An 18,884-nucleotide genomic window follows, 5' to 3' on the forward strand; every position below is an offset into this window, starting at 1 on the left:
GGTCAACCTCGGTACACTTCACCTTTGCTACGGACCGACGGGAAATCCGCGATGCCCTTTTCCGCCCTGCCCCTGGTGATCGAACCGGCCGATCTCGCGGCGCGCCTGGATGCGCCCGAACTCATCCTGGTGGATCTCTGCAGCGCCGCCCACTATGCCGAGGGCCATCTGCCCGGCGCGCGCCATGTCGCGCCCGCCCGCACCCAGCTGGGCAGCAAGCCGGCGCCCGGCCTGCTGCCGGCCCAGGCGGACCTGGAGCAGCTGTTCGGCGAACTGGGCCAGTGCGACGAAGCCGTCTACGTGGTCTATGACGACGAAGGCGGCGGCTGGGCCGGACGCTTCATCTGGCTGCTCGATGTCATCGGGCACGGCCACTATCACTACCTCAACGGCGGCCGCCAGGGCTGGATCGCCGCCGGCCTGCCGCTGAGCACCGCGGTGCCCGCGCCGGCCGGGGCACCGGTCGCCCTGACCCTGCACGAGGAGCCCACCGCCAGCCGCGCCTATCTGCAGAGCCGGCTGGGCGCCGAGGACCTGGCCATCTGGGACGCCCGCGGCGCCGATGAATACCGTGGCGAAAAGGTGCTGACCGCCCGTGGCGGCCACATTCCCGGAGCGATCAACTTCGAGTGGACCGCCGGCATGGATCGCGAGCGCCAGCTGCGCCTCCGCGAGGACCTGGGCGCCGAGCTCGAACGCCTGGGCATCACCCGCGACAAGGAAATCATCACCCACTGCCAGACCCATCACCGATCCGGCTTCACCTACCTCGCGGCCAAGGCCCTGGGCTATCCGCGGGTCAAAGCCTATGCCGGCTCCTGGGGCGAATGGGGCAACCACCCCGACACCCCCATCGAATGACTGCCAAGGACCTCCCATGAAACTGCAAGACCGACTGTTCATCCTCGCCCAGCACCTGCTGCCGCACCATCTGCTGTCGCGGGTGATCGGTGGCTTCGCCGAGTGCCGGGCGCCCTGGTTCAAGAATCTACTGACCCGCTGGTTCGTCCGTCACTATGACGTCGACATGCGCCAGGCCCAGGTGGAAGACCCCACCGCCTACGAGAACTTCAACGCCTTCTTCACCCGCGCCCTGAAGCCCGGCGCCCGCCCGCTGCCGGCCGAAGCCGGTGTGGTGGTGAGCCCGAGCGACGGCGCCATCAGCCAGCTCGGTCGCATAGAGCACGGCCGCATCTTCCAGGCCAAGGGCCATAGCTACAGCCTGCTGGAGCTGCTCGGCGGCGATGGCCTGCGCGCCGCGCCCTTCATGGGCGGCCATTTCGCCACCATCTACCTGTCGCCCAAGGACTACCACCGGGTGCACATGCCGCTCACCGGCACCTTGAAGGAGATGGTCTATGTGCCCGGCCGCATCTTCTCGGTCAACCAGCTCACCGCCGAGAACGTGCCCGAACTGTTCGCCCGCAACGAGCGGGTGGTCTGCATCTTCGATACCGCCGTGGGCCCCATGGCGGTCATCCTGGTCGGCGCCATGATCGTCGCCAGCATCGAGACGGTCTGGGCCGGCCTGGTCACGCCGCCCAAGCGCGAACTCAAGAGCTTTGCCTACGACGAGGCCGCCCGCGCGCCCATCACCCTGCGTACCGGCGACGAGCTGGGGCGCTTCAAGCTGGGCTCCACCGCCATCGTGCTGTTCGGCCCGGACGCGGTGAACTGGTCCGCTGAACTCGGCGCGCTGTCCACCGTCAACATGGGGCAACTGCTGGGGGTTCCGACCACGCTGGCCCCCTTGACCACCGTTTCCGAGCCAGGGCCTCTCGCCTAGATGCGCGGTTCATTGCCCATCGAACCAGGAGTGTGCGCGGCGAATGGATAGCAAAAGGCCACAGCTCATGTTGCGGGTACCGACGCCCGATCAGCGCAGCCTGACGTTTTGTGACGCCACCCCGGCCGGCCTCAAGCGCTGGCTGGAGCAATTGCCACGGGCCAAGCTGGGCGAATTCGCCCGACTGCTCTATCAGGGCCTGCTGGAACTCAACCGGCTGATCCTGACGCCGGAAGCGCGCCTGCGCCTGCTCGAAGCCCTGCGCCCGGACGTGCAGCGGGTCTGCCAGCAGCTCGAGCGTCATGTGCTCAACCAGGCCATCGTGCTCGACGAACGCTCGCGCAAGGTGGCCAATCTCTGCCAGGCCCTGCAGAACCTGCTGGCCGCCGGCTACAAGCTGATCGTGATCGAGGAAAGCGAGCGCGGCGAACGCAGCACCCTGCTGGCCACTGCCATCCAGCGCGCCCTGCGCGCGCTGCTCGGGCCGCTGATCCGCGCCGCCCAGCTCTATACCCCGGTGCACGACAACCTCTGGCTGGAGCTGCACCAGCTCTATCGGCTGGCAGTGACCACTGGCCTGCACAACCAGAAGATTCGCGACGAACTGCTGCCCGGCGACGGCAGCCAGACCATCACCCAGGCATATGGCGCCGCCCTGCTGTTTGGCGCCGCCCGCTGCAACCAGTTGCGCCAGAGCCATATCGCCCAGCTGACGCTGCACCTGGACGACTGGGCCAGCCTGATCCGCCTGCAAGGTCCCGAACAGAACGGCACCCTGATGGTGGTGGCGCCGCAGATCGACGCTCCCCCGCGCTATCGCTCGCTGTTGCGCGAAGCCAATCTCAACGGTCTGCTCGGTCTCGCGCCGCAGCAACTGGTGCAGGCCATCGAGGACTATCTGGCGCTGGCGCCGGAGCAGCGGCCGCGCGCGCGCCTGCCGGTGCACGGCGACCTGTCCCTGGATCTGCTGCAGCACCTGGTCGGCGCCTGGGGCCAGGAAGCGGACCGCGCCTTCCAGCGCATGCCCGGCCAGGGCCAGGTGCAGGTCTGCATCGGCATGAGCGCCCTGCACTACCAGCTCGCGGGGGGGCAGGCGTTCGCCGACACCCTGCGCCTGTCGGCGCAGGCCGTGCCGGACGCCTTCGCGCCCAAGCCCAAGGAAGACGTCTGGTCGCTGGCCTTCGATGCCGATACCCGCGCACCCGACGCCCTGGACTGGAGCGCCGAGTCCCTGGAAGAAATCCATTACGACGTCCTGCCCGGCGACGGCGAGGCGGCCAGTCCGGCCTTTCCGATCCATGCGGTGCAGGTGGTCAACCACAGTCCGGGCGGCTATTGCCTGAGCTGGAGCGGCGAGGTCCCCGAGCAGCTGCAGGCCGGCGAACTGCTCGGCGTGCGCCTGCCCGAGGATCACAACTGGGGCCCGGCGGTGGTGCGCTGGGTACGCCAGGTGCCCGGCAGCGGAACCCACATGGGCGTCGAACTGCTGGCCCCCACCGCACGGCCCTGCGGGCTGCAGCTGCTGCGCAAGGCCGAGCAGAACAGTCAGTACCTGCGTGCCCTGCTGCTGCCGGAGATCAAGGCCATCGACCAGGCGCCGACCCTGATCGCGCCGCGACTACCCTTTCAGGAGGGCAGCAAGGTGCAGATCAATCAGCAGGGCAACGAGCAGCGCGGCATGCTCGACCGGCGTCGCAGCATGACGGTCAGCTTCAGCGTCTTCGAATATCACCTGCTGGAACAGAGCGGTGCCAAGCCCAGCGGCGGCCCTGCCGGCGGTGGCGCCCGGCAGGAAGAAGACTTTGACTCGCTGTGGAAGTCTCTGTAGCTTCGATAAATCATCGTTATCGCCAGGGCGCGAATAGACCATGGCCGCCGAACACAGTGCGATCCGCCTGTTACTGCTCGAAGCATCGCAGAACGAGGCGGAACGCCTGGTCAGTCTGTTCCGCAATGCCGGACGGGCGACGCGGGCCCAGCGTCTGACCGACCCCGCAGGTCTCGACGAACTGCTGTCCCAGCCCTGGGACCTCGCCATCCTCGCCCCGCCCTCTCCCGAGCTCGACAGCCTGAGCGCGCTGCGCCAGTTGCGTCGCCGCGTGCCCCAGCTCGCCGTCATCCAGCGGGTGCCGCCGGACGATCCCGCAGCGGTGCTCGACGCCCTGCGCCTGGGCGCCCGCGATGGCATCGCCAGCGACAACGACGAGCACCTGCTGCTGGCCAGTCTGCGCGAACTCGGCAACCTGGCCGAGCGCCACGAGCGCCGCCGCCTGGAGCAGGCCCTGGCCGAGGCCGAACAGCGCTGCCAGCTGCTGCTGGCCAACGCCGTGGAGGCGGTCGCCTATGTCCACGACGGCCTGCATATCCACGTCAACTCGGCCTATGTGGAGCTGCTGGGCTATCCATCCGCGGAAGACCTGGAGATCACGCCGCTGATGGACCTCATCGCCGCCGCCGACCAGCCGGCGCTGCGCGAGGCCTTTCGCCAGTTGCGCGACGACCCCAGTCCCCTCGAACTGGACTGCCGGTGCGTCCGCCAGGACGGCAGCACCCTCGGTGTGCGCCTGCGCCTGACGCCGGCCATCTACCTCGACGAACCCTGCGTGCAGCTGCACCTGCGCGAGGAACGCGCGGCCCCGGCCGCCGAGGCCCTCGAGGAACAGCTGCGCGAGGTGCGCTTCCAGGACACCCTCACCGGTCTGCTCAATCGCAGCCGCATGCTCGAACTGCTCGAAGACGCCCTGGAACGCGCCCGACTCGGCGCGCCGGCCAGCTTCGCCTACCTGAGCATCGATCGCTATCCGACCCTGCTGGCGGAGCTGGGCATAGGCGCCATGGACGAGTTGCTGGTAGCCCTGGCCGAGCGCCTGCGCGAGCACTTCGGCACCCTGGTTACCCTCTCGCGCTTCGCCGATGATGCCTTTACCGCCCTCCTGCCGCAGGCGGCCGACGCCAGCCTGGACAGCGCCTTCGAGCGCCTGCTGGGTCGTCAGGAGCGGCAGCCGCTGACCCTGGCCGGACGCACCCTGGCGATCAGCTATTCCATCGGCGTGGTAAGCCTGGACAACCACACCAAGAGCGCCGGTGATCTGGTGGACCGGGCGCACCGCTCCGCGCGCCAGGTCGCCCAGCGCGGCGGCAACGCCTGCAAACGCTACGATCCCCAGGAAGAGCTGGCCGCCGCCGCCAATCGCGGCAATCTGGTGGCCATGGTCAAGCAGGCCCTGCAGCAGAACGGCTTCCGCCTGCTGTTCCAGCCGGTGATCGGCCTGCGCGGCAGCAGCCACGAGTACTACGAGGCGCTGCTGCGGCTGGTCAATCCCCAGGGCGAAGAGGTCTCCCCGGCCGAATTCGCCCGCACCGCCCGCGACAGCGGCCTGAGCGGCCAGATCGATCGCTGGGTGATCCAGCAGGCGGTGCGTCAGCTGGGCGAACACCGCGCCCGCGGCCACGGTACCCGCATCTTCGTGCACCTCTCGGGCGCGACCCTGGGCGATCTGGAGTTGCTGCCCTGGCTGCGGGAAACCCTGCAGGGGCAACAGCTGGACGCCGAGGCGGTGATCTTCCAGCTCAGCGAAGAAGACCTGCTGGCCCAGCCGGAGCAGGCCCTGGCCATGGCGCAGCGCCTGCGCCGCCAGGGTCATCCGGTCACCCTGAGCGGCTTTGCCGCCGGCGATCCGCCCCTGGCGGCGCTGCGGCTGCTGGTACCGGATTACGTCAAGCTGTCGGGCAAGCTGATCAAGGATCTGGGACAGCCGGAGCACCAGGAGCGGCTCAAGGCCATGGTCGCCGAGTTGAGCGCCCAGAACGTCCAGACCATCGCGCCCTTCGTCGAGAGCGCCAGCGTGCTGGCCCAGCTCTGGCAGGTCGGGGTGCACTTCATCCAGGGCTACTACCTGCAGGAGCCCAGTCAGGCGATGGACTACGAATTCCACCCCGAGCACTAGGGCTCGGGGTGGCCGTCGAACGGGACCTCAGCCGCGGGTAAGCCGGTCTTCCACGCCGAGCAGATAGAGCACGCCATCCAGGCCCAGCACGCTCACCGACTGGCGCGCGGACTGGCGCACCAGCGGCTTGGCGCGAAAGGCCACGCCCAGCCCGGCCAGGGCCAGCATCGGCAGGTCGTTGGCGCCGTCGCCCACGGCGATGGTCTGCTCCAGCGTCAGGCCTTCACGGCTGGCCAGTTCCTGCAGCAGGTCGGCCTTGCGCTGGGCATCGACGATGGGCTCGACGGCGCGGCCGGTCAGCTTGCCGTCGACGATCTCCAGTTCGTTGGCATAGACGTAGTCGATGCCCAGCCGCGCCTGCACCTGGCGGGCGAAATAGGTGAAGCCGCCGGAAAGGATGGCGGTCTTGTAGCCCAGCCGCTTCAACTCGGCAAACAGCCGCTCGGCGCCCTCGGTCAGGCGCAGCCCGGCACCGATGTCTTCCAGTACCTCTTCGGACAGGCCCTGCAGCAGCGCCATGCGCTCGGTGAAGCTGGCGCGGAAGTCGATCTCGCCACGCATGGCGCGCTCGGTGATGGCCGCCACCCGCTCGCCGATGCCGGCGGCCTTGGCCAGTTCATCGATGACCTCGGCCTGGATCAGGGTGCTGTCCATGTCGAACACCGCCAGGCGGCGATGCTGCCGCGGCAGATCGTCAGGTTGCCAGCCGATGTCGGCCTGGCCTTCCTGGGCCAGCGCCAGCAGCCCCGCGCGCAGCGCCTGGGGCTCGTGCGGCTCGCCGGTGACGCGCAGCTCCAGGGCGGCGCGCGTGGTCGCGCCCGGCTCGCTCAGGGCGCGGATGGCATGGATGTTCAGGCCCTGCTCGCGGCACAGCGCGGCCAGGCGGGTCAGCGGCAGATCGGCCAGGGTACGACCCATCAGCGTCAGGACATGGGCTTCGCCGGTTTCCGGCGCCGGCTGCGCCAGGGGCGCCACCTGCAGGCCCAGGGCCTGCAGCGCCTGCTGCAACGCGGCGCCAGCACTTGCCGGGCTGACCAGCAGGGTCACGGCGGCACTGTTGTCCAGCCCCTGCTGCTGCAGCGATTCCAGCCGGGCACCGGCCGCGGCCAGGGCGCCGGTGAGAGCAGCCAACCAGTCGGCGGGCAGGATGCCCACGGCCTGGAGTCCGATAACGTCTTGCATGGCGATCCCCTCGCGGAAAAGCGCGCAGTCTACCCTTTCGCCCCGACGGTGCCGAGCCATGGGCACCGGCTGGCGGCGGGAGTCCACCGCCGGCCTCTTTTGCGGGCGAAGCCCTGCATTCGCCGTTTTCGCACCCCTGGCGCGCTGGTTATACTGGCCGCACATTTTTTGTCCAAAGAAACGATTTCTGTGACCCGCCCCGCGACCGTCAAGCCCGATAATTTCTTCCTGCTGATCTACCGAGCCCTGCGCCAGCGTCGTGTGCCGGTGGCCTTGCGCATCGTTTCCCACAGCCTGCTGCTGGTGGCGGCCGCCCTGGTGATCTATGCCGGCATCATGAGCATGCAGTTTCGCCATGCCATGCAGCAGCAGGCCGACGCCGTCGGCCAGAGCCTGGTGACCCAGACGGCCAACTCCGCCGCCGAATTGCTGGTGGCCAACGACAACCTCAGCCTCAATGTGCTGCTGAGCAACCTGGCGCGCAATCCGCTGGTGGCCCATGCCGCGGTCTACAGTCCGGACAACCGGGTGCTGGCCGAATCCGGCACGCGCCCGAGCCAGGGCCTGCTGACCGCTACCGACGGCATCTACAGCACGCCGATCCGCTTTCAGGACGTCACCGCCGGCCAGGTGCGCCTGGCGCTGGACATGGACCAGTTCCAGCAGCCGATGATGATCAGCCTGCAGAACATGGGACTGCTGGGCCTCATCCTGTTGGCCCTGACGCTGATCCTCAGCCTGCGCCTCGGGCGCCAGCTGTCGACGCCGCTGCTGGAGCTGCGCGTCTGGCTGCGCGATCCCGATGACCCCGCACCGGGCGCCGGTCGCCTCGACGAACTGGGCGACCTGGCTCGTCAGCTGCAGAGCCGCCTGGTACCGCCCAAGCCGCCCAAGGCGGAAGTGGCCGACGAAGACGACGATCCCTTCGCCGACGAGCAGGGTGGCCTGAGCGTCAAGCCGCCTGCGCGCAAGGCCGCCGCCAAACCGGCCGCGCGCAAGGCGCCCGTGGCGGACGCCGACAGCGAGCTGGACGCCGACGCCTTCGCCGAGCTGGTACCGGACTCCTTCACCGAGCCGCCGCCCACGCCCGCTCCGGTGGTGCCCACCGAACCCGATATCGTCACCTCCGCGGTGCTGGCCATCCAGCTCGGCGCCCAGGACCAGCTCAGCCGGCTGCCGCGCAGCCGCCTCGAACAGCTGCTAGAGCGCTATCGCGACTGCCTGCAGCAGGCGACCGAGCTCTATGACGGCGAACTCCACACCCTCAAGGACGGGGGCAGCCTGATCCTCTTCCACGAGCGCAGCGACGACGACGACTACCTGACCCGCGCGCTGTGCTGCGGCGAGATCATGCGTGCCCTGGGTCATGCGCTGCAGGTGGAAGTGGTTGGCAGCGGTGCAACCCTGCAGCTGCAACTGGGTCTGACGCAGGGCGAACGCCTCGCCGGCCTGGAGCTTGCCCAATTGCTGGAAAACACCACCGTGCGCAATGCCCAGGCGCTGAGTCGCCACAGTCGCAACCTGTTGCTGGTCGAGCAGAGCATCGCCGAGGACGAGCTGCTGCGTAAACGCGCCCGTATCCGCACCATCGCCAGCCCCGCCGGGGCCAGTTGCGTGGAACGTCTCCTGGAACCCTACTCCGCGACGCTGGAGCGTCATCTGGTCCGGCTCGAGGCGCGTTAAAGCGCCCACCCGACCCCACCTATGAGCGCCCTCCTGCCCCGTCTCGCCCTCGTTGCGCTGTTGCTGGCGGCCTGCGCTGCCCAGGCGGCGCCCAACGCGAGCAGCGTGCGACTGCCCGATGGCGGGGTCTATACCGGCGAGATCGTCAGCGGTCTGCTCAACGGCAGCGGGCGCATCGAGTGGCCCAACGGCAACTGGCTCAAGGGCCGCTTCAAGGACGGCCTGGCCGAGGGCCCCGGCGAACAGCAATTCGCCGACGGTACCTACTACCAGGGCACCTTTCGCCGCGGTCTCTACCATGGCCAGGGCAATCTGATCAGCAGCAGCGGCTGGGAGTACCACGGCAGCTTCGTCAATGGCCGCATGCAGGGCCAGGGCTCCAAGCTCGACAGCGACGGCACCCAGACCATCGGCACCTTCAACGACGGCCACCTCAACGGCGTCGGCCAGTGGCAGGAGCCGGGCGGCGATCGCTATGACGGCGAATTCGTCGACGACCAGTTCGAAGGCGCCGGCGTCTATCGCAGCGCCGGTGGCGATCTCTGGCGCGGGCGCTTCAGTGGCGGCGAGCTGACCGGCAACGGCGAATTCGTCGGCAGCGACAGCAGCCAGTACCGCGGCGCCTTCCGCAACTGGAAATTCGATGGCCAGGGCGTGCTCACCAACAGCGACGGCAGCGTCTATCGCGGCAACTTCGCCGATGGCGTCTATGCCGGCATGGGCGTCCTGACCCGCGCCGACGGCCAGGTGGAACGGGGCCTCTGGGAAGGCGGCAAGCGCATCCGCGACGACCAGGGCCAGTACATCGCCGATCCCCTGGAGCGCGCCCTGCTCGACCAGGGCAAGGTGCTCGACCAGGAATTGCAGCAGATCCCTGCCTCCACCCCCGCCACCGAACTCTATGGCCTGGTCCTGGCCGGCGACGGCGGCCAGGGCGTGTTCCAGCGCGAGGCCAACTATGTGGCCAACTTCCTGACCACCACCTGGGGTGCCCGCGACGTCGTCCACCTGATCAACGCCAAGGACATCCGCAGCGACCATCCGCTGGCCACCCGCGAGAATCTCTACCAGAGTCTGCAGGCGCTGGCCCAGCGCACCGGTCCGGAAGACCTGATCCTCATCTACCTGACCAGCCACGGCTCGGCCGACCATCAGCTGGTGCTCTCCCAGCCGGGCCTGGATCTTTCCAGCCTGCCGGCGGCGGAGCTCGGCCGCCTGCTCGCGCCGCTGCGCGGTCGCGACAAGCTGATCATCGTCTCCAGCTGCTACAGCGGCGGCTTCATCCCGCAACTGCAGGACGACCATACCCTGGTGATGACCGCCTCCAAGGCCGATCGCACCTCCTTCGGCTGCACCGACGAAGCCGATTTCACCTACTTCGGCCGCGCCCTGTTCGCCGAGGCCTTCCAGCACACCGACGATCCCGAGCAGGCCTTCCAGCGCGCCCGCGACACCGTGTCGGTGCGCGAGAAGACCGAAGGCTTCGACCCGTCCGAGCCGCAGCTCTGGGCGCCGCCGGCCGTGCTGCAGAAGTGGCGCGCCTGGCGCGCGGGTCGCTGAGAGCCGCCTTTGCCTTGGGGCTTTGACGAACAACCGGAACGCCTGAGGTCCAACCTGACATCAGCGGTCGCCGCTACAAGGAGAGCCCCGTGTACCTGACGCCTCAGCATGCCCTCATCGCCGGCGCCACTGGCCTGACCGGCGAACACCTGCTCGACCGCCTCCTCAACGAGCCGACGGTCCCCCGGGTGCTGGCGCCGACCCGTCGCCCGCTGGCGGAACACGCCCGGCTGGACAATCCGGTGGGTGACCTAAACAGCCTGCTGCCGACCCTGGAAGGCCCGCTGGATGTGGCCTTCTGCTGCCTGGGCACCACCATGAAGCAGGCCGGCTCCGAAGCCGCCTTTCGCGCCGTGGACTATGGCCTGCCCCTGGCGGTCGGCCAGCGCGCCCTGGAACTGGGCGCCCGTCACTACATCGTGGTCAGCGCCATCGGCGCCGACCCTCAGTCATCGATCTTCTACAACAAGGTCAAGGGCGAACTGGAAGAAGCCCTGCGCGCCCAGGGCTGGACGCAACTGACCCTGGCGCGACCGTCGCTGCTGATCGGCCAGCGCCAGGAAGAACGCCTGGGCGAGCGCCTGGCCGCCCCCTTGTCGCAATGGCTGCCCGGCAAGTGGCACGGCATCGAAGCCGCCGTGCTGGCCCGCGCGCTCTGGCGCCTGGCCCTGGAAGAAGGCAAGGGCGTGCGCGTGGTGGAATCGGACGAATTGCGCAAGCTGGGGCGATAGAGGCGTAGAGCCAGGGGCAGAGTTGCCGCCCTCACGGTCATGGCGGTCCGCCGATGCGGCCACTCCCCGCTCGGACAGCTCCCTCTCCCTCCGGGAGAGGGCTGGAGTGAGGGCACGCCTCACGACGAAGCCACCCGCGGAAAAGGCTGCGCCGTTTTCCACGCTACGGCGCCTGCACATGCTCGGATAAGCCCCCTCTCCCTCTGGGAGAGGGCTGGGGTGAGGGCGCGCTTCACGACAAACTCACCAGCGGAAAAGGCTGCGCCGTTTTCCACGCTACGGAGCTATCGCGGCCCTCAGGCCGGCTGGGCCAGCACCATCTGGTCGACCTCTTGCACCAGCCAGTCGTGCAGGGCGCGCAGGCGGGGATCGGCCAGGGCGCCCTGGGCATAGAGCAGCATGTACCTCTTGTGCGCCGGTACCGAACGGCCGAAGGGCGGCACCACCAGCACGCCACGGGCCAGCTCGTCGGTGATCAAGGCGCGGCGGGCGATGGCGACGCCCATGCCGGCGATGGCCGCCTCTATGGTGAGGTGGTTGCGGTTGAAGGTGTGACCCCGGCGCACATCCAGCGCCGGCGCGCCGATGCTGGCCAGATAGAATTCCCATTCGGCGTATTCGTAGCTGCCGCGCCAGGCGGTGATGTCGTGCAGCAGCGGATAGAACTCCAGGTCCTCCGGCCGCTCCAGCGGCGGTCGCCCCGCCAGCAGGCTGGGCGCGCAGACCGGAAAGATCTCTTCCTCCATCAGCGGCGTCGAGGCCAGGCCCGGATAGCTGCCGTCGTTGAGGTCGATGGCCAGATCGAATTCGCCCTCACGCAGCGACCAGCTGCTGTCTTCGGCCACCAGCCGCAGTTGCAGGTCGGGAAAGCGCGCCTGCAGCCGCGGCAGTCGCGGCGTCAGCCACTTGCCCAGGAACGAAGGGATCGACCTGAGGCGCACCACGCCGCCGAACTGACCGGCGTTGAGACGGCGCAATTCGGCGTCGATCAGCCCATAGGCCTGATTCAGGGTGGTTGCCAGGCGCTGGCCTTCGGCGGTCAGCTCCAGGCCACGGGCCACGCGGTGAAACAGCTTGAAGCCCAGGCGCTCTTCCAGCTGGCGCATCTGCTGGCTGATGGCGCCAGGCGTCACGTGCAGCTCTTCGGCGCAGCGCGTGAAGGACAGGTGCCGGGCGGCGCAGGCGAAGACCTGCAACCAAGCCTGGGTTTGGGCGTTGAGGATCCGGCTCATCGATGAGTTCCGCTAAAGGATCGCTTAGAAGCTTTCGTTTGTGCGAGCTGAGGGCTTATCACCACTATGAGCCATCCGCCGGCAGCTTGTCTGGCGACCATTCAAGCTCAATCAGGGATTATCGTCATGGCCATCAGCGTCTTCGACCTGTTCAAAATCGGCGTGGGTCCGTCCAGTTCCCATACCGTGGGCCCGATGCGGGCGGGCGCCCTGTTCGCCCAGCGCCTGGTCGACGAAGGTCTGCTGGAACAGGTCAAGCGGGTCGAGGTACGCCTTTACGGTTCGCTCTCGGCCACCGGCGTCGGCCATGGCACCGACCGCGCCACCCTGATCGGCCTCATGGGCGAATGGCCGGATCGCGTCGATCCCGCCGCCGTGGAGCCGCGCATCGAAGCCCTGCGCAACGAGCGCCAGCTGCTGCTGGCCGGGCGCCAGGCGATCCACTTCGACTGGCAGGAAGACCTGCTGCTCCTGGACGAGAGCCTGCCCTATCACCCCAATGCCATGACCCTGACCGCCTTTGGCGCCACCGGCGAGGTGGCCGAAGCGACCTACTATTCCATCGGTGGTGGCTTCGTGGTGGACGCCGCCCAGGCCGCCAGCGGCGTGCTGGACAACGACACCACCGAACTGCCCTACGACTTCTCCAGCGGCGCCGAGCTGCTGCAGCTGTGTCGCCGTCATGGCCTGGGCGTGGCCGAGCTGATGCTGGCCAACGAAAAGAGCTGGCGCTCCGAGGAAGAGATCCGCAGCGGCCTGCTGCGCATCTGGAGCGTGATGCGCGAATGCGTGCAGAACGGTCTCGCCAACGAGGGCATCCTGCCCGGCGGCCTCAAGGTGCGTCGCCGCGCCGCCCGCCTGCACCAGAGTCTGCAGGCCATCGGCAAGCCCAACGTCATCGGCTCCACGCTCTCCGCCATGGAATGGGTCAACCTCTTCGCCCTGGCGGTGAACGAGGAGAACGCCGCCGGCGGACGCATGGTCACCGCGCCCACCAACGGCGCGGCCGGGATCATCCCGGCGGTGCTGATGTACTACATGAAATTCAATCCCGACGCCTGCGACGACGACGTGGTGCGCTTCATGCTCGCCGCCGCCGCGGTCGGCATCCTGTGCAAGAAGAACGCCTCCATCTCCGGTGCCGAGGTGGGCTGCCAGGGCGAGGTCGGCTCGGCCTGCGCCATGGCCGCGGCCGGTCTGGCCGAGGTGCTGGGCGCCAGTCCGGCGCAGCTGGAAAACGCCGCCGAGATCGGCCTGGAGCACAACCTGGGACTGACCTGCGATCCGGTCGGCGGCCTGGTGCAGGTGCCCTGCATCGAGCGCAACGCCATCGCCGCGGTCAAGGCGATCAACGCCGCCCAGATGGCCCTGCGCGGCGACGGCGAGCACTTCATCTCCCTCGACCAGGTGATCCGCACCATGAAGGAAACCGGCGCGGACATGCACAGCAAGTACAAGGAAACCTCGCGCGGCGGCCTGGCCGTGACCTTCGTGGAGTGCTGAGTCAGCCTTGACGCGGGCGGTACGGATTGCCGAAAGTCGGGGTTTACCTGCACGGGAAGCCCCATGAGCCTCGACTCCGTCCGCCAGCACCTCGCCCGCATCGCCCCCGATCTCGAGATCCTCGAGGCCACCACCAGTACCGCGACCGTCACCCTGGCCGCGGCCGCCCATGGCGTGGAGCCGGGGCGGATCGCCAAGACCCTGGGGCTGAAAGTCGGGGAGCAGCAGTTGCTGCTGGTGGCTCGCGGCGATGCGCGCCTGGACAACCGCAAGCTCAAGGCCGCCTTCGGTGGCAAGGCCAAGCTGCTCGATGCCGCCACCGTGGAAGGCCTCACCGGGCATCCGGTGGGCGGCGTCTGCCCGTTCGGGCTGGCCACCCCGCTGCCGGTCTATTGCGATGAATCGCTGAAAGCCTTCGACGAGGTGCTACCGGCCGCGGGTGCCATCCACAGCTGCGTGCGCCTCACCCCGGAGCGGCTGGCCGCCCTCAGCGAGGCGCGCTGGGTGGATGTCTGCGAGGTGGGCGATCAGCGCAGCTGATCGTTCTTTTCCACGTCGCGCCGGTCCTTGTTCAACACCACGCAGGCGTAGTAGCCGCCGCCGAGCAGGATGAGTGCGAGCAGGCTGAAGAGAATCATGAAGATACCATCGTCCATGGCTGCCTCCGAGGGATGCCAGAAAGGGATGGATAAAGCTTAGGCCTCCCGCCGCCCGCGTTACAGCAGCAGGTAGACACATGAAAAACCGGATCAGATGGGGCCCGGCTCGCTATAGTGACGGTCTCCCCTGCCCTGGCCCTGCATGAAGCGCTACGAAAGATTCGCCAATCAGCTCGCCACCCTCATGACCCGCGGTGTCCTCGCCCCCGGCGAGCGGCTGCCCTCGGTACGCAGCGCCAGCCAGACCCATGGCATCAGCCCCTCCACGGTGTTCCAGGCCTATTACCTGCTGGAGAGTCGCGGGCTGATCGAGGCCCGCGAGCGGTCCGGCTATTTTGTCCGCGAACCGGCCCGGGCGCGCGACGCGGCGCCGCTGTTGGCGCCTCTGGAAGGCACCGAGGTCGCGGTGAGCGACCTGGTCTATTCGGTGCTGCAGTCGCTGCAGGATCCGGACATCGTGCCCTTCGGCTCGGCCTTTCCCAGCCCTGATCTCTTTCCCCTGGCGCGCCTGGCCCGCAGCATGGCCCACGGCCTGCGCGATCTGCCCGCCCAAGACCTCACCGCCTACGTCACCCCCGGTCATCCCGAGTTGCGCCGGCAGATCGCCCGGCGCTACGGCCTGGCCGGCATGCCGGAGGTCGGCGAAGAACTGGTGATCACCCACGGCGCCCTGGAGGCGCTGAATCTGGGACTGCAGAGCCTGACCCGTCCCGGCGATCTGGTGGCGGTGGAAAGCCCGGCCTTCTACGCCAGCCTGCAGGTGCTGGAGCGGCTGCAGCTCAAGGCGGTGGAGATTCCCGTCGATGCCGAGCGCGGGCTCAACCTGGACGCCCTGGAAGAAGCCCTGAGTCGCCTGCCGATCAAGGCCTGCTGGTTCATGAGCGGCCTGCAGAATCCCACCGGGGTCAGTCTCGACGATAGCGCCCAGCAGCGCCTCTATGGCCTGCTGCAACGCCATCAGGTTCCGCTGTTGGAAGACGATGTCTACGCCGAACTCTACAGCGGCAGCGAACCGCACCGCCCGGTCAAGCGCTTCGACCGCGACGGCCTGGTGCTGCACTGCGGCTCCTTTTCCAAGTGCCTGGCGCCCGGCTATCGCATCGGCTGGATCGCCGCCGGTCGCCAGGCCGGCGTCGTCGCGCGGTTGCGGCTGATGACCACCATCACCCCCTCGATGCCGGCCCAGGCCGCCCTGGCCGACTACCTCCAGCACGGCGGCTACGATCGCCACCTGCGTCGTCTGCGCCTGAGTCTCGATCGCCAGCGCCAGGCCATGCTGACTGCGGCGCGGCGCTACTTTCCCGCCGACACCCACGTCAGCCGACCCCAGGGCGGCTACTTTCTCTGGTTCGAATTGCCCACCCGGGTGGACAGCCTGGCGCTCTACCGCCAGGCCCTCGCCGAAGGCATCAGCCTGGCGCCGGGCCCGATCTTTTCCGCGCAGCAGGGCTTTCGCCACTGCATCAGACTCAATTGCGGGCATCCCTGGGACGCCCGCAGCGAGGCGGCCATGGCCAGGCTCGGCGAGTTGCTGAAGGCGTTCTAGAGGCCGCCACGCACACTGCCGCGCCCACCGATGGCGGCCGGCAGGGACAGCGGCAGCAGCAGGGTGTCGAGCAGGGCGCTGGCAGGCAGGTCCAGCACCGGCCAGGCCGGTGCCTCGGCGCCAAAGCGCTCCCAAGCGCAACAGCCGCCCTGCAGAGCATAGAGATCCAGCCGCGTGCCGGCATAGACCACCGGCGCGCCGGGCTTGGCGGCGTCCAGGGTGCGCGCCGTGGCGCAGCCGCCGAGGACCAGGACAGTCGTCAGCAGCAGGCCGAGGCGCGCGACGGCCCTAGGTTCTATACGAAAACTGCCTGCGCTCGGTGATGCTGCGTTAAAAATCAGCTGGAATGCCAGCCCAGTCGGAATGCTCATTTACCATTCGTAAACTCGAGCGCGAGCCCGGTCCGCTTCCTCGCTGATTTTTGCCTTGCCTGACCTTCGCTCGGCGACTTTTCGTACAGAACCTAGTCATCGTTGCCGGACAGGTGATGTTCGCCCCAGCGCGGCAGCATGTCCTGGGGGATGCCCAGGGTGTTGAGGATGCGCGCCACCACGAAGTCCACCAGGTCGTCGAGGGTTTGCGGCTGGTGGTAGAAGCCCGGCGAGGCCGGCAGGATGGTCACGCCCAGGTTGGACAGCTTGAGCATGTTTTCCAGGTGGATGCTGGAGAACGGCGACTCGCGCGGCACCAGGATCAGTTGCCGCCGCTCCTTGAGGGCCACGTCGGCGGCGCGCTCGATGAGGTTGTTGCTGGCACCGGTGGCGATGGCCGAGAGGGTGCCGGTGGAACAGGGGCAGACCACCATGGCCGCCGGAGCGCTGGAACCGGACGCCGGCGGCGCCATCCAGTCGCTCTGGCCGAACACCCGCACCTGGCCCGGCGCCGCGCCGGTATATTCGGTGAGAAAGGCCTGCATGGCCTGGGGCTTGGGCGGCAGCACCACGTCGGTCTCGGTGGCCATCACCAGCTGCGCGGCCTTGGAGATGAGGAAGTGCACCTCGCGCTCCTCCTGCACCAGGCAGTCCAGCAGGCGCAGGCCGTACTGGGAGCCGGAGGCGCCGGTCAGCGCCAGGGTGATGCGTTCCGGGCCGGCCATCATGCCTGCTCCAGGGCGGCGGCCAGCTTGCCGTGCAGGCCGCCGAAGCCGCCGTTGCTCATGATCACCACGTGGGTGGGGCCGTCCAGCTCGGCCTGGACCCGGGTGATGATCGCCTCCAGGGAATCGCAGACCACGGCCGGTACGGCGCAGGCCTCGGCGGTGCCGGCCAGGTCCCAGCCCAGCTTCGGCGGGGCGTACCAGATGACGCTGTCGGCGCCGGTGACGCTGGCCGGCAGGCCGTCACGGTGGGCGCCCAGCTTCATGGAATTGGAGCGCGGCTCGATGACGGCGATGATCCGCTCGCTGCCGACCCGGGCACGCAGCCCCTGCAGGGTGGTGGCGATGGCGGTGGGATGGTGGGCGAAGTCGTCGTAGACGGTCACGCCGCGCACCTCGGCGACCTTTTCCATGCGCCGCTTCACGCTGCGGAATTCGCTCAGGGCGGCGACACCCAGGCTCGGCACCACGCCGACATGACGAGCCGCGGCCAGGGTGGCCAGGGCATTGGCCACGTTGTGCTGGCCGGTCAGTTCCCAGTTCACCGTGCCCTGCACCGCGCCGTCGAACAGCACCTCGAAGCGCGAGCCGTCCTCGGCCAGCAGGCGGGCCTGCCACTGGCCACCTGCGCCAGTGGTCTGCACCGGGGTCCAGCAGCCCATCTCCAGCACCCGCACCAGGGCCGTTTCGGCGGTGGGGTGGATGATCAGGCCGCTGCTGGGGATGGTCCGCACCAGATGGTGGAACTGCCGCTCGATGGCCGCGAGATCCGGGAAGATGTCCGCGTGATCGTATTCCAGGTTGTTGAGGATGGTGGTTCGCGGTCGGTAGTGGACGAACTTGGACCTCTTGTCGAAGAAGGCGCTGTCGTATTCGTCGGCTTCCACCACGAAGAAGGGCGTGCCGCCCAGGCGCGCCGAGATGCCGAAATTCTGCGGCACCCCGCCGATGAGAAAGCCCGGACTCATGCCGGCGTGCTCCAGCACCCAGGCCAGCATGCTGGTGGTGGTGGTCTTGCCATGGGTGCCGGCGACCGCCAGCACCCAGCGGCCCTGCAGGACGTGCTCGGCCAGCCACTGGGGGCCGGAGACATAGGGCAGGCCCTTATCCAGCACGTATTCCACCGCCGGATTGCCGCGCGACAGGGCGTTGCCGATCACAACCAGGTCCGGTGCCGGATCCAGTTGTGCCGGATCGTAGCCCTGGGTCAGCTCGATGCCCTGGGCTTCCAGCTGGGTGCTCATGGGCGGATAGACGTTGGCGTCGGAGCCGGTCACGCGATGGCCGGCTTCCTTGGCCAGCACCGCGAGCGACCCCATGAAGGTGCCGCAGATACCGAGGATGTGGATGTGCATGACAGGCGGGCTCCGCTGCAGATTGAACGGCGGCAAGGTTAGCACGGGGGGCCGCGCCGCCGGAGCGATGGCCGTCGCGGATACCCGGCGCTGCGCCGGCCCCGGACGGCAGGATTTCGACTAGAGTGCGCAAGGCATCCCTGGCTTTGCGGATGCCCAAGTAGCCGTGGCTCCGTTCGCCCTGATAACAAGCACAAGAGGTCGACCATGCTGAAACACCTGCTGATCACCGCTGCAACCCTTTCCTTCGCCAGCCTGGCCCTGGCCGCCGCGCCGACCAAGGTCGCCGACACCGCCCTGGGCAAGGTGCTCGTCGACGGCAAGGGCATGACGCTCTACACCTTCGCCAAGGACAGCGCGGGCAAGTCCGCCTGCAACGGTCCCTGTGCCCAGAACTGGCCACCGCTGACAGCCGAAGCGGGCGCCAAGGCTACCGATGGCTACAGCCTGGTCACTCGCGACGACGGCAGCCAGCAATGGGCCTACCAGGGCAAGCCGCTGTATACCTGGGTCAAGGACAGCAAGCCGGGCGATACCACCGGGGATGGCGTCAATCAGGTCTGGCACGTGGCCAAGCCCTGATGCCCGGGCGCTGTCTGCCCCA

Annotated in this window: 17 protein-coding genes; 11 read left to right on the forward strand and 6 right to left on the reverse strand. The window is 68.4% G+C overall.

Annotated elements, in window-relative coordinates; genetic code table 11:
• The first annotated feature begins 51 nt into the window (after positions 1-51).
• The 4 genes from PSEK12I1_RS0106880 (at position 52) to PSEK12I1_RS0106895 (ending at position 5,733) form a co-directional block, all read left to right on the forward strand.
• Positions 52-861: a rhodanese-like domain-containing protein gene (locus tag PSEK12I1_RS0106880; RefSeq protein ID WP_027601089.1), complete on the forward strand. Its 810-nt coding sequence runs from the start codon at positions 52-54 to the stop codon at positions 859-861.
• 16 nt (positions 862-877) lie between these two features.
• Complete coding sequence (gene asd / locus PSEK12I1_RS0106885) at positions 878-1,786, forward strand: archaetidylserine decarboxylase (protein WP_027601090.1); 909 nt, start codon at positions 878-880, stop codon at positions 1,784-1,786.
• A gap of 67 nt (positions 1,787-1,853) precedes the next feature.
• Positions 1,854-3,614 carry a hypothetical protein gene (locus PSEK12I1_RS0106890; protein ID WP_037006767.1) on the forward strand — a complete coding sequence of 587 codons (1,761 nt, stop codon included), beginning with the start codon at positions 1,854-1,856 and terminating at the stop codon, positions 3,612-3,614.
• Between the two features lie 40 nt (positions 3,615-3,654).
• Positions 3,655-5,733 (forward strand): EAL domain-containing protein, encoded by a 2,079-nt coding sequence (locus PSEK12I1_RS0106895; protein ID WP_027601092.1) that lies wholly within the window; start codon positions 3,655-3,657, stop codon positions 5,731-5,733.
• A gap of 27 nt (positions 5,734-5,760) precedes the next feature.
• Here PSEK12I1_RS0106895 and serB read toward each other — a convergent pair whose 3' ends face one another.
• Positions 5,761-6,915, reverse strand: a complete 1,155-nt coding sequence (gene serB / locus PSEK12I1_RS0106900) for a phosphoserine phosphatase SerB (protein WP_027601093.1) — start codon at positions 6,913-6,915, stop codon at positions 5,761-5,763.
• A gap of 189 nt (positions 6,916-7,104) precedes the next feature.
• Between serB and PSEK12I1_RS0106905 the strand changes: the two genes are divergently transcribed.
• The 3 genes from PSEK12I1_RS0106905 (at position 7,105) to PSEK12I1_RS0106915 (ending at position 10,889) form a co-directional block, all read left to right on the forward strand.
• Positions 7,105-8,598: an AhpA/YtjB family protein gene (locus PSEK12I1_RS0106905; RefSeq protein ID WP_027598855.1), complete on the forward strand. Its 1,494-nt coding sequence runs from the start codon at positions 7,105-7,107 to the stop codon at positions 8,596-8,598.
• Positions 8,599-8,619: 21 nt separating this feature from the next.
• Positions 8,620-10,158: a C13 family peptidase gene (locus PSEK12I1_RS0106910; protein ID WP_027598856.1), complete on the forward strand. Its 1,539-nt coding sequence runs from the start codon at positions 8,620-8,622 to the stop codon at positions 10,156-10,158.
• Positions 10,159-10,247: 89 nt separating this feature from the next.
• Positions 10,248-10,889, forward strand: a complete 642-nt coding sequence (locus PSEK12I1_RS0106915) for an oxidoreductase (RefSeq protein ID WP_017642883.1) — start codon at positions 10,248-10,250, stop codon at positions 10,887-10,889.
• A 296-nt stretch (positions 10,890-11,185) separates the two neighbouring features.
• On the opposite strand, the gene PSEK12I1_RS0106920 is transcribed toward PSEK12I1_RS0106915, so the two are convergent.
• Complete coding sequence (locus PSEK12I1_RS0106920; protein ID WP_017642882.1) at positions 11,186-12,121, reverse strand: LysR substrate-binding domain-containing protein; 936 nt, start codon at positions 12,119-12,121, stop codon at positions 11,186-11,188.
• Positions 12,122-12,247: 126 nt separating this feature from the next.
• Here PSEK12I1_RS0106920 and PSEK12I1_RS0106925 point away from each other — a divergent pair, with 126 nt between their 5' ends.
• Together PSEK12I1_RS0106925 and PSEK12I1_RS0106930 are read left to right on the forward strand one after the other, a co-directional pair.
• A complete protein-coding gene (locus PSEK12I1_RS0106925; protein ID WP_027598857.1) occupies positions 12,248-13,624 on the forward strand; it encodes an L-serine ammonia-lyase in 1,377 nt (458 codons plus the stop codon).
• Positions 13,625-13,687: 63 nt separating this feature from the next.
• Positions 13,688-14,164 carry a YbaK/EbsC family protein gene (locus PSEK12I1_RS0106930; protein WP_027598860.1) on the forward strand — a complete coding sequence of 159 codons (477 nt, stop codon included), beginning with the start codon at positions 13,688-13,690 and terminating at the stop codon, positions 14,162-14,164.
• Here PSEK12I1_RS0106930 and PSEK12I1_RS24915 read toward each other — a convergent pair.
• Complete coding sequence (locus PSEK12I1_RS24915; RefSeq protein WP_007161186.1) at positions 14,152-14,280, reverse strand: hypothetical protein; 129 nt, start codon at positions 14,278-14,280, stop codon at positions 14,152-14,154. The genes PSEK12I1_RS0106930 and PSEK12I1_RS24915 overlap by 13 nt on opposite strands.
• Positions 14,281-14,425: 145 nt before the next feature.
• On the opposite strand from PSEK12I1_RS24915, the gene PSEK12I1_RS0106940 reads away from it, so the two are divergent.
• Complete coding sequence (locus tag PSEK12I1_RS0106940; RefSeq protein WP_027601094.1) at positions 14,426-15,829, forward strand: PLP-dependent aminotransferase family protein; 1,404 nt, start codon at positions 14,426-14,428, stop codon at positions 15,827-15,829.
• Here the strand turns inward: PSEK12I1_RS0106940 and PSEK12I1_RS0106945 are convergent.
• From PSEK12I1_RS0106945 to mpl, 3 genes are all read right to left on the reverse strand, one after another.
• Positions 15,826-16,098 carry a YceK/YidQ family lipoprotein gene (locus tag PSEK12I1_RS0106945; RefSeq protein WP_027601095.1) on the reverse strand — a complete coding sequence of 91 codons (273 nt, stop codon included), beginning with the start codon at positions 16,096-16,098 and terminating at the stop codon, positions 15,826-15,828. The two genes, PSEK12I1_RS0106940 and PSEK12I1_RS0106945, sit on opposite strands and share 4 nt — an antisense overlap.
• A gap of 194 nt (positions 16,099-16,292) precedes the next feature.
• The gene (ubiX, locus tag PSEK12I1_RS0106950; protein ID WP_007161189.1) at positions 16,293-16,925 is read right to left on the reverse strand and encodes a flavin prenyltransferase UbiX; all 633 of its coding nucleotides are present in this window, start codon (positions 16,923-16,925) and stop codon (positions 16,293-16,295) included.
• The gene (gene mpl / locus PSEK12I1_RS0106955) at positions 16,925-18,280 is read right to left on the reverse strand and encodes a UDP-N-acetylmuramate:L-alanyl-gamma-D-glutamyl-meso-diaminopimelate ligase (protein WP_027598863.1); all 1,356 of its coding nucleotides are present in this window, start codon (positions 18,278-18,280) and stop codon (positions 16,925-16,927) included. The genes ubiX and mpl overlap by 1 nt, the downstream gene beginning before the upstream one ends.
• A 207-nt stretch (positions 18,281-18,487) precedes the next feature.
• Here mpl and PSEK12I1_RS0106960 point away from each other — a divergent pair, with 207 nt between their 5' ends.
• Positions 18,488-18,862, forward strand: a complete 375-nt coding sequence (locus tag PSEK12I1_RS0106960; protein ID WP_027601096.1) for a hypothetical protein — start codon at positions 18,488-18,490, stop codon at positions 18,860-18,862.
• The last annotated feature ends 22 nt before the right edge of the window (positions 18,863-18,884 follow it).

Origin of the sequence: Pseudomonas sp. MOIL14HWK12:I1 (assembly GCF_000510705.1) — a bacterium.
Lineage (GTDB): Bacteria > Pseudomonadota > Gammaproteobacteria > Pseudomonadales > Pseudomonadaceae > Chryseomonas > Chryseomonas oryzihabitans.